The sequence below is a fragment of the Gottfriedia sp. NPDC056225 genome (assembly GCF_042267765.1).
GTDB lineage: Bacteria > Bacillota > Bacilli > Bacillales > Bacillaceae_G > Gottfriedia.
The window spans coordinates 1-11,641 of sequence record NZ_JBHJTJ010000073.1 but is presented as its reverse complement, the minus strand read 5'-3'; the positions used below and the strand labels follow the sequence as shown (position 1 = coordinate 11,641).

Below are 11,641 nucleotides of genomic sequence, written 5' to 3'. Positions count from 1 at the left end.
AAAATCAATAAACAACACCCCCATCCCTCAACTTATTAACCAAAGTAAAACCGAAACATAAACACCAAGAGTCCACACCTAAAGATTTTCGACACTTTTTCCATGAAAAAATCTAACTTAGAGATTTCAAAAAAGAGCCTTCTTTGGCTCCTTTTTTCATTTTGGAAGGAATTCATCTATTACAATTTGAATGATATTCGCATTCTATTCGTTTGTATAGGTACCGATTTCAGATGTGAAAAACAACCGATGAATAACTTTTGAATGGAAGCTCTATATTAAATCTGTTAATTTAATAAGCGATTCATCCTTGTTGTAAATTCTAAATAAAAAAGGGGTAACCTAGAAGTAATATCTACTCGATTTTATTTATACCCATTAAATTTTTAATTATATTCTTTGCGACTGGATAAACTTATTTAAAATATAAAATTAATGTTCATTTCAGTATAAATGTGTGAGATACTAGAATTGCTAATGGAAATGATTGAGAGGACGCGAATCAATGCAATATCACTTTCCCGTTATATTAATACCAGCTCTTAGTCCAGATGATCGATTGATCCATTTGGTTAAGGAATTGAAGTCTAAATTTAATCCACATATCATAGTCGTTAACGATGGTAGTGATGCCAAGTACAATGGAATTTTTCAGAATTTACGTCAAGTAGACAAATGTACAGTTCTTGAGCACCCACACAACCTAGGAAAAGGGATGGCGCTTAAGACTGGGATTTCATATTTTTTAAAAAATTTCTCAAATTCGGCTGGTCTTGTGACAGCAGACTGTGACGGACAGCATACACCGAAGGATATCGATCAAGTGGCAAATGCTTTAATGGCATCGCCAGATAATTTAATCTTAGGAGTGCGAAATTTTTCTGAAGAAAACATACCGTTCCGTAGTCGATTTGGTAACACACTAACACGCTCAATTTTTAAATATCTAACAGGTTTGTCAATCACGGATACACAAACGGGCTTACGTGGAATTCCCGTTTCATATATGAAATTTTTACTTGATATGTCTGGTGCGCGATTTGAATATGAATTGAATATGCTCCTGGGCTGTAAACAGCAGGGGATTGACATTAAGGAGACACAGATTGAAACAATCTATTTAGATAAAAACAGCAGTTCACACTTTAATCCACTTGTGGATTCTATCAAAATTTATTTTGTGTTCTTTAAATTTTTATCATCATCTCTTATTTCTTTTGTCGTTGACTATGGGTTATTTGTGCTATTTATTTTTTTGTTAGAACATAGGATTGGCACAAGCGCGGCTGTGTTATGGGCTGGGATTATCTCTCGGGTCATTTCATCAATCGTTAATTACATATTGAATGCTAAAACCGTTTTTAAACATTCTTCTGCAAGGTCTGTCATACGCTATTATATTTTATCAGGGATTCAAATGATCGTTTCAGCGTATGGTGTTACTTTCTTACAAAATGCCTTCCACGGCGGAGCAAGTATATTAAAAATTGTTGTGGACTTATTGCTTTCATTCAGTAGTTTCAAAATTCAAAACGAGTGGGTATTTGAAAAAACTAAGAAACGTCAAAAAGTTAGCAAAGCGTAAATTTACTCAAAATACTATGAATAGAATTTTTGGAATTAGGCGAATCTAGCTAGACGATTCGCTTATTTCTTTGGAAAAGTGCACTGAATTAATTTTTCAAAGTCGAAAGAAAGGTAACAGATAATATGGTAAATAAATTCATTGGGCGGATTTTGATTGTGTTGTTCACTATTTTAATAATATTGACTATCGGACTCGGGTTCGTACATAACTTAATTTTAGAAAAAAAAGCAGTTGTAACAAATTCTCTGATTCCGAAAGATTCACCAAAACGAATAATGCTTATCTTTCCGCATCCAGATGACGAGATTACCGTTTCTGGAGAAGTGTTTCGTGAGATTCACGAAGAAAACGCCAAGGTAACGATGGTTGTATTGACGGAAGGAGAAGCGGGAAAAACAGGTGGTGTAGTTTCGAAAGATGTGCTTGGAAAAGCACGCGAGAAAGAAGGAGAGCTTGCAGCAAAAACGCTCGGCGTAACACCTGTTCAAGCAACTTTCCCAGATGGCAAGCTTTCTGAGGTCAATCAAATCGAGTTGAAAAACTACATATATCAACAAATAAAAAAATATAAACCTACGACAATTCTCACTTACGATGATGTTGTGGGATATTATGGGCACCCGGATCATGTTTTTGCGGCAAAAATGGTTCGAGAAGTGTTTCGTGAGCATAAGGACGATTCTTCTTTTTCTCCTAAAAGATTATACATGGTAACACTGCCCTCGAAAGTCTGGGATGGTCTTTCGAAGTTTGGAAAAAAACTTCGGGAAAAATATCCGCTTAAGGAGAATCAAAGACCTCCGACACCAACTAATGCTGTGATAGTTAAAGACTATGGTAAGCAGATAGATGAGTTAGCAAAGGGATACAAAACACAGCAGCAGGCTGTAGATGCATTGCTTCCAGGGCATAGGCAGATTCCTTATTGGATTTATTTTAAGGTACTAGATCGGGAGTATTTTTATTTGGCTGAAGAGAAGTAATGCTTTGAATTGTTTTTTTGTAAAGTTGACGTTAAAAATTTTTGTTGTTTAGTAAAGCTCTCGAAGTTGATTTCGGGAGCTTTTTTCATGGTTAGACTTATTTGATATGAGGCAATTTGAAAAGACAATAATGAGACTAATCGAAGAGATTACGACACAAATGCGTTTACTCGAGAAAAGTGCGACACAAATATGTTACTTAAGGAAATATTTCCTATAATTTAGGGATTCATGGATGGCTAACGCATGCTTTAGTTGAATAAGAGTTTCTAATGATTGTCTCTTGAGACAGTCTCTTTTTATAGTTCAAATATAAACAAAGTCAATAAAAAAAGAGCCCTATTTGATAATGTCAAGTCAATAGGGCTTAAAGATTTTTAAAGGGAAAAGACTTTGAGCGAGTTCTTTTCATTTATAATAGTAACATTATTTTTAATTGTTAGTTTGTGAAAAATGTTACAAATTAAGGGCAATTAATAGGTTAAATACTTTGTGCTTTAAGAACATCATAAATATATTCTTTTTTTTGGCTCTATAAAGTAGATTGTTGATTTTCTAATTCAACTAACTGACAGATTGTTGAATTAACTTTTTGTGGTAATTTTATTCTAAATTAGCATTAATTGGTTATTGAGAAAAAAATATGGAAGACTAAACATAACTTTTGAGTAGGGGTTCTTTATGAAAACGGAATCACTTCTAGAAGTAAACGAAAAAAAATCAGAGAGATGTTATGTCATACCTCCGATTTAAAACAAGTGATGTTCGAGTTGGAGAACACTAGTGCCGTCTTTACTACTTTGATACGATGGTTGAGTTAGCTATCGTGCAAGAACACATTATCCGCCCGTTGCTTCATAACGAGTACACTAGTGTTCGTGAAGCGGTCACCATTCTAAAATATCAAGAAACTTAATGCTTATCAGATGTATCAAAAGCACTGATCTCAGGAAAAACAGTGGTTCAAAGAAATGGAGAAGCGAAAGTGTCGCAAAAGATATGACAAGAATAAAAAATCCAAAGGGGTAATTGAAGATGATTCACTTGAAAAAGATATCAATTAACCAACTGATATGCCTTGTGATTACAACACAAATTGGCGCACATGTCTTGTCTATACCGTACACGGAATCTCGCCATTCTGGACACGATGCATGGATGTCTGTTTTGATTGGAGGCGTGTTCGCTCAACTAGTGATTGTTCTGATTTACCAACTTGGGAAGCGTTACCCAACATTAACATCTCAACAGTATGTCTATCAGATTGTTGGAAGACCAATTGGCGTCATCGTAAACCTTTTGTTTGCTATCTATTGCGCAGAATCTAGTATCATGGTTGCGATTTCCTATTCAGATATCCTTCATCGGTGGGTATTGTATGAAACTCCTTGGATTGTACTTGTCGGCTTTTCGTTTTTGATGGCAGCCTATACCGCATCTCCTTCTTTACGAAGTATGTCGACTGTCTCGCAATCCGTCCTCACATTGTTAGTTATTAGTGCAGCGATCATCATCATAAGCGGAATAGGAAAAGGGAATTGCTCCATATTTTACCGATTGGTTCACATGGAATCATAGCGGTCTTGAAAGATTCAATCCCATCATTTTGGGCATATGCTGGTTACGAGTTGCTTTTGTACGTTTTTCCATTTGTCCAATGCAAAAAAAGATTGAAATTTTATTTGCGATGAGTTTTGCAAATGGAATTACAACATTCTTTTATGTGTTGATAACCATCATCGTCACCTATAATTTTAGCGAAACCCAATTGAATACCATTACAGAACCAATGGTGTTCATTTTACGTAAATTCAGATGGCCTGTCGTACAAAGTTTAGATATCGTCTTCATGACAATTTGGTTATCCGTCACAACGGCAACCATCTATCTATACTTATTTTGTCTGCACGGTATGTCGCAAATATACGAAAAAAAGAAATCAACCGTCATACTTTATTAGTTTGGTTGATAGCAATTTTCTGTTTTGTTGTTGGAAGTTTAGAAGCAGACAGACAACGAATTATTCGTTTTTCCGATGTTCACAATATCATATCTGTCATCATGATTGTCGCCCTCCCAACAACACTTTTGTTTGGTTCAATCCTACGTGAAAGGGTTGCGAAAGGATGAGGAAAGTTGCCATTTTACTATTGTTGTTGCCGCTTTTAACAGGCTGTTGGGATCGCTTACCGTTAAGAAAATTACAATTCGTCGATATAGCTGGACTAGATTGGAATAATATGAATCGCGAAGTCGAATTAGATTATGTCATCACGAACATAAAAAGTACGGGCCCAGGTTCAAGTGAATCAGTTTCTGAGACGATTGTCTTAAAAGGACCGAATGTTGTTGAAGTCATTAGTCAAGGAGAGTATATCGATCAAGCGCCTTTTTTAGGGATCAGTACAGGGATTTATTTAATGAGTGAATCGTTTGTGAAAAACGATCCAATTTCGCAACTTAATTTTTTACTACATGCACCGTATTCGTCGATTAACACACCGGTTGTGCTATTCAAGGGGGACCTAGCAACATTTTTAAAGAAAACTCCTGAACAGAATAAAAATTTCGCTGATAATTTTTATCACTTTAACATGGCGTTAGATAAGAACAGTATCGTTCCTGGTGTGACGATGATGCAATTGTTACAATCAAAAGAAGACGAATTAGCAAACCTTGCAATTCCTGTTATGAAGCAAAAAGAGCAAGGTACAGAATTAGATGGTGCCCTATTATTTAGCCATGGGAAAAATACAGGTGTAGAACTCAATAAAGACCAATTGCGAATGTGGATGTTACTAAGTGGCAATGAAAAAGGAAGACAATGGTATAGTGGCAAATTAGAGAAACTTAGCGAGAAACAGAACGCTTATCGAAGTTACAGCTTTTCAGTAAAAAAAGGAACTAAAACGATTCGTGTGATTCCGCAATCAAAAAAACCACCCAAGGTGAATATCGATGTTGACTTAGAGATTAATGCCATCGACCTTGGAAATGATTATCATCAAATGAATGCCACTTACGTCAATAAAATTGAAAAAATATTGGGTAAACAGTTAGAAAAAAAGGCTTTAGAGACCATTCAAATCATGCAAAAAGCGAATTGTGATTTGGTTGGAATCGGTGCAAGGATTAAGGCGTTTCACCCGGAAATTTGGCGAAATTTAAATTGGGAAAAGGACTATCCTAAAATGAACATCAAGCCACATTTCAAGGTTCACATCTTAAATGTTGATCGAATGTAAATTCCGCTTATCTTTTGTTCATCTGGATATCAAACAAAGCGCAGGTGAAGTACAAAACCTCACAAAATTCGTTGTGAGGTTTTTTGGGTATAGTAACAATTAGCAATAGATAAAAGAATTTGCAACTTATTTTAGAAAGTAGTTCTGTGCATTTCTTATTACTACCGTAGCTACAAGAATGAAAAATTAAAGGTTTTTGTCTCTAAAATACAGCTTAGACGAAATTATATGTGAATTAATTTACTTAAACTATAGGAGTGCGATAGTTTGAAGATTAAAAGTAACTATTTGCTGCTTATTTATTAAAACTTTAAGGTATTCATGTAAAAAAGTGCATCTTTAAAGAAGAAATCTTTATTATATTTTTAAAAAGCGTCTAACATTGTAGGTGGTTCGGTTGGCGTTGGAATGACCTATTATTATTTAAGTCGAGAAGAAAAACAACCAGTACGTAATAAAAGTAAACTTAAACGAATTTCCTAACTGTATATGAAGACCTGTCCTTGCAAATTAGAAGACAGTTCTTTCTCGTCGGAAAGTAGTGGTTACCTTCTACTTCAACAAAAGTGAACGAATGATGAATCTACTATAAGACGATGAGATCCTTCGAATAGTTCGAAATGGGGATAAAAAACGGAGAAATTATCCCAACAGTAGATTCTAAAACTTTTACAACTATATTTATATCCACAATTGAAGGATCTCTAATGATGACAAGGCTTTAATATGACACCATTTATATAAACCGCTCTATCGGATTCTTAAGAGATTACCTTACTAAACTCGAAACGACGAATAATATAGATCAGGAGAAAGAAAAAGGGATAGCCAACAAGAAGCTATCCATTTGAAACAATCATATTAACGAAGTAGTTAATTTAAATTCTGATAACTATAAAAATAAACTGCAGCTTTTACCAATCTTCTTGGATGATACGGTTGCAGTTTTTTTAATGAATAGTTTGTTTTATCAATGGTAAATATATACATGTTCATGAAATAAATTACCAGAATGTAAAGGAAGTATTGCTCATGAGGAATGATAAGATTTTCATTAATGCAGCATTAATCCTCGTCTTCGTTTCCAGTATATTTATGCACCATTTTTTGTTGATGTCAGTATTACTTGACAAAGTAGGTCGAGATGCATGGATATCGGTAATTATCGCTTTTCCAGCTTTATTAATCTGGCTTTGTATCTTATATTACATCACGATAAAAACAGAACAAAAATCAATCCCCCTTCTTATAAAACAGCGATATGGAAGCTTAGCTTATTTTATAATAGTAATTCCCATATTAGCTTTTTTATTGATGAATTCATATATTGCTTTAAAAAGCATCTCTGATTGGATCACATTAATGTATTTACCGAAAACACCAAGATTTGTTATTGAATTATGTTTATTATTGATTTGCACTTATTGTGCTCAAGCTGGTATAACATCCATTGCTTTCATTTCAGTATTTCTTTTACCTATTATAATTTTATTCGAGCTATTTCTAGATGGTGCAAATATCCAATTTATGCACATTAATTGGGTAAAACCGATGTTACAAAATGGTTGGAATCCAATTTTTAAAGGGAGTTTTTTTATTGCAGGAGGATATGTCGAGATCTTGTTTTTACTACTAATTCAACAACATATCAAAAAGCGAGTTAAATTTAAGCATTTATTTAGTTTAGGGATAGTGATCTTAATATCATCACTTTTTCCTTTATTTTATTCAATCACCTTATTTGGTCCTCAATTATCAGAAAAAATGCGTTATCCTGTTTATGAGCAATGGAGGCTTCTCGGCATTGGCCAATTTATTCAACATGTAGACTTTATCTCTGTTTATCAATTTATGTCATCCTCTTTTATTAGAATTTCATTATGTATGTTCTTATGTGTAGATATTTTAAATATTAGATCAAATCTTACCCTAAATAAAATGATATGGTCTTTAAGTTTTGTATTATTAGTAGTCATCTGTATACCAGTTACGGATATAGGTTTTCATACTATTGTTAAAAATACTTATATCCCTATTTTTGTACCGGTTATCTTTTGCATTTCAATTTTACTAGTACTCTTTGTTTTAAAATTTAAGGTGAAACTAAAAGGGGGATGAGTCCCATTTTTAAAATAAGTGAAGAAAAAATAAGAAATCTATTTATCAACTGTGCTGATGTGCAAATAAAAGATCATATCTTAAATAATGGTACGAAAAGTGAACGAGTTATTTTTATCTATTCTAGTGGAATGATTGATACCATCCATATGAATCAGTTTGTTTTACCTAATCTCAAAAAAAATACTTTAGAGTTTATACCAATCATTCGAAGTGAAAAAAATACTGAACAATTAATCATAATGAAAGTTTTCTCTGGTGAATTAATATTATTTTTCGAAGAAACTGGTGAGCTTTGTTCATTAAATATATCAAAAATACCACAACGTCAAACTGAGGAATCTACTTACGAGGTTTCAATTAAAGGTGCTCGTGATGGATTTACAGAATCTCTAGAAACAAATGTGGCATTAATTCGAAAGCGAGTACCTAGTATTACTTTATGTAATGAATTATTTACAATTGGTAAACGAAGTAATACTAGTGTTTCCTTACTTTATCTATCAGATGTAATAAATGAAGATATTATTGAGGAAGCAAGAAAAAGACTTAATTCAATAGAAGTAGATATTCTAAATGGGGTTTCTCCTCTTGAGGAATTTCTATCAGAATCTCCATATTCCATTATCCCATCTGTAAATTATAATACTAGGCCAGATATGGTAGTCGAGTCACTGCAAAGAGGACGCTTTTGTGTATTAATTGATGGTGCTCCAGCGGCATTAATTGCACCTATTAATATCCATTTATTACTAAAATCTGCAGAAGATATGTACATGCCCTATTATTTTGTGACACTTGAAAGAGTTTTAAGATATATAGGCTTATTAATTTCGACCTTACTTCCTGGTTTTTACATAGCAATGGCAACTTATCATCAAGACCAAATTCCATTTCCAGCACTTGCTACAATTTCACTTAATTGTAAAGGTATACCATTTTCTGCAGGGATGGAGTTAATATTATTAATTATTCTATTTGAAATACTGCGCGAGGCAGGTATGCGTTTGCCGAAATCGACAGGTCAAACTGTTACGGTGGTAGGAGGATTAATAGTAGGAGAAACGATGATTCGATCGGGTCTTTCTTCTCCGAATGGAGTTGTTATTGTTGCAATTACATTAATGTCTCAGTTCTTAATTGTAAACCAGTCTTTTGGAAGTGCTGTTATTTTAATGAGAGCAATCTGTATTACAATGGCTTGTATCTTAGGTTTGCCTGGTTTAGTTCTAGCTCTTTTTCTAATATTAATCTATATCTCAACTTTAAAATCTTTTGGAGTACCATTAATGGCTTCATTTATTAATCCATTAAATAGTGACTACATAAAAGGTTTTTTTCAGCTTCCAAAACCATTTATGAGAAAAACTCCAAAATTTTTAAATTCGAAACTTGGTCGACAACAGGGAGATGAGTCAAATTGAAACGTAGGTTAATAATACTATTTGCTCCAATTTTACTTTTAACAGGATGTTGGGATCAAAAACAATTAAGTCAACTAACATATGTTTCAGCTCTAGGAGTAGATTATGTAGATAATGAATTTGTTTTATATTTTCAAGTGTTGGATTTTACAACTATTGGTAAATCTGAACAAGGAAGTAGTGGAGCAGAAGGCCCTAACATTTGGATTGGAAAAGGAAAGGGTTCAACATTTGCAATGGCTTGGAACGCAATATACAATAGCACCCAACAAAAGACATTATTTGGTCAAATTAGTTCGGTTGTGTTTAGTGAAGCAGCTTTGGGTAAAAAACAAGTAGCGGAATCCATGGATACAATGGAGCGGTTTATAGATGCCAGAATAACTCCTTGGATTTATACTACAAAAGAACCAATTGATAAAATTTTTGCTGTAGAACCTATGCTTCCTAATTCTCCGATTATGACGTTATTACATTTACCTAATGGAAACTATGAACAACAATCACTAATTTCACCAATGAAAGTCGTTGAATTCGCTGCACTTATTAATGAACCTAGTGCATCAATTATCGTTCCAACAATAGGTATACAAGATGAACTTTGGAAAAAAGATGAAGAAAATGTGCCGATGATGAATGTAAATGGAGCATTTTTGTTTTATAAAGGGAAAAAACCACAATGGATATCAAAAGATGATTTAATAGGATTGCGGTGGGTTGATCAAAATACTGAGTTTACACCACTTTCGCTTAACGAAAAAAACGGAAAATTAAAAGCAGTACTTCCAATTAAAAACCCAAATATAAAAATTCAAACTAAGATTAGTAAAGCTGGTGTTCCAAAATTTAGTATGAATATACAAGTAAAGGCATCTGCAGATCAGTTAAATTCCCAATTTAGCAATAAAGTATTAAAAAATGAAGTAAAAAAACAGATAAAAAAAGAAATTTATAAGACATTTTCGATAGGTATAAGTAAAAAGGTGGATATATTACATTTAGAAGAAGAATTGTATAGAAATAATTATAAATCTTGGAAATCAATTACTAAAAAAAATAATTTTCCACTAACATCCCATTCTCTTAGTACTATAAAAGTAAAGGTTACCCTCAAAGATAGGGGAGAATTAGAATAAAGTTTAGATTAAAGTGATGAACTCAATAATATACTATCCCTTTGCAGTAACTATATTGACTAATAAAATGATATCTAAAGTCAAATGGACTAGTACCAATTCGGAATTAGCGGAAATGACCACTGATCATAATATCCTAACGAAGTCTGAAGGAACTGCTGTTATCATTGCGGAATATGATGGATTTAAATTAATTATATCTGTTATTGTAAAACCATAAAGATTACTTTGAATAATTGTTGAGTTTTCCCCCGTAAGTTAGTTTCAATCTAACATTACGGGGTATTTTCTTTACAACCCTATGCCGAAAATCCAGATATTGTTACAGTGAGTAAACCAGGTGTAAGTCCCTATGCAATTTCAGTTGCTTCATATGAAAATTCGAAAATACATATGAATACCCTTGAAGAAGAAAATAGAATTCAACTTCCATATCAAGATCAAACCCAGTTTAACTTTAAGTTTTCTAAAGTTTTATCTCCATTTGAAAGTTATGAGATGATTTATGTAGGTGAAGGTAGAACTGAAGATTTTAAAAATAAAGATGTTACAAATAAAATTGTAATTGCAAAACCAGACCAAATATATGGCTCATATAGTCATATTCAATACGAAGCAAGTAGAAAGGGTGCTAAAGCAGTTATTTTAGTACCATCGAATCCAGATGTTGACTATCCATTTGTCTACTTTAGTCCATATTATAGACCAGCGGCAACAACAGGCAAAGCAATCGGTAATACGTTAATTTCTAAGTAACAAGCGGTTATATCGTTAATATGAAATTATCAAAAGGAATTTATATTGATAATCCAAGTAAAGATACAATGTCATATTTCTCATCTTACGGAACTCCACATTCTTCTTTAGTTTATGTAACACCTTTTACGTATTTCAAATAGAAATCCTAAGACTTCAAATCATATCCTCTATAATGTTGAATATTCTTATAATTTTGTGAGTTAATCTATTAAAATTCGATTTATTGAATAATTGGCAATAATACTATTCTTTAATATACTTCTAATAATTTTAAGAAAAACTTAATTGTTCTAACTTAAATAATTATTAATATATACTTCTGATGAAAAAATGCTCAAATTTTTATTATTTACAAATTTGATACAAGTTGTGTCTAAATTCTAAACAT

General features: G+C 32.9%; 10 protein-coding genes. All 10 read left to right on the top strand.

Annotated features, from left to right (window positions below; all coding sequences use genetic code 11):
- Nucleotides 1–505 precede the first annotated feature (505 nt).
- The 10 genes from ACFCYN_RS23540 (at nt 506) to ACFCYN_RS23495 (ending at nt 11,250) form a co-directional block, all read left to right on the top strand.
- Nucleotides 506–1,585, top strand: coding sequence for a bifunctional glycosyltransferase family 2/GtrA family protein (locus tag ACFCYN_RS23540; protein ID WP_172444606.1), 1,080 nt, complete (start codon nt 506–508; stop codon nt 1,583–1,585).
- A gap of 125 nt (nt 1,586–1,710) precedes the next feature.
- Complete coding sequence (locus ACFCYN_RS23535) at nt 1,711–2,571, top strand: PIG-L deacetylase family protein (protein WP_375952225.1); 861 nt, start codon at nt 1,711–1,713, stop codon at nt 2,569–2,571.
- Between the two features lie 1,035 nt (nt 2,572–3,606).
- Nucleotides 3,607–4,149, top strand: a complete 543-nt coding sequence (locus ACFCYN_RS23530; RefSeq protein ID WP_375952223.1) for a GerAB/ArcD/ProY family transporter — start codon at nt 3,607–3,609, stop codon at nt 4,147–4,149.
- Nucleotides 4,110–4,262, top strand: coding sequence for a hypothetical protein (locus ACFCYN_RS23525; protein WP_375952220.1), 153 nt, complete (start codon nt 4,110–4,112; stop codon nt 4,260–4,262). The genes ACFCYN_RS23530 and ACFCYN_RS23525 overlap by 40 nt, the downstream gene beginning before the upstream one ends.
- Entirely contained in the window at nt 4,229–4,531 is a 303-nt protein-coding gene (locus tag ACFCYN_RS23520; RefSeq protein ID WP_375952217.1) for a GerAB/ArcD/ProY family transporter, read from the top strand. Before ACFCYN_RS23525 ends, ACFCYN_RS23520 begins: the two co-directional genes overlap by 34 nt.
- Before the next feature lie 166 nt (nt 4,532–4,697).
- On the top strand, nt 4,698–5,816 hold the full coding sequence (locus ACFCYN_RS23515) for a Ger(x)C family spore germination protein (protein ID WP_375952214.1): 1,119 nt from the start codon (nt 4,698–4,700) through the stop codon (nt 5,814–5,816).
- Nucleotides 5,817–6,848: 1,032 nt separating this feature from the next.
- Entirely contained in the window at nt 6,849–7,934 is a 1,086-nt protein-coding gene (locus tag ACFCYN_RS23510; RefSeq protein WP_375952211.1) for a GerAB/ArcD/ProY family transporter, read from the top strand.
- Entirely contained in the window at nt 7,931–9,358 is a 1,428-nt protein-coding gene (locus ACFCYN_RS23505) for a spore germination protein (protein WP_375952208.1), read from the top strand. The genes ACFCYN_RS23510 and ACFCYN_RS23505 overlap by 4 nt, the downstream gene beginning before the upstream one ends.
- Nucleotides 9,355–10,494: a Ger(x)C family spore germination protein gene (locus ACFCYN_RS23500; protein WP_375952205.1), complete on the top strand. Its 1,140-nt coding sequence runs from the start codon at nt 9,355–9,357 to the stop codon at nt 10,492–10,494. Before ACFCYN_RS23505 ends, ACFCYN_RS23500 begins: the two co-directional genes overlap by 4 nt.
- A gap of 327 nt (nt 10,495–10,821) precedes the next feature.
- Nucleotides 10,822–11,250, top strand: coding sequence for a PA domain-containing protein (locus ACFCYN_RS23495; protein WP_375952202.1), 429 nt, complete (start codon nt 10,822–10,824; stop codon nt 11,248–11,250).
- The last annotated feature ends 391 nt before the right edge of the window (nt 11,251–11,641 follow it).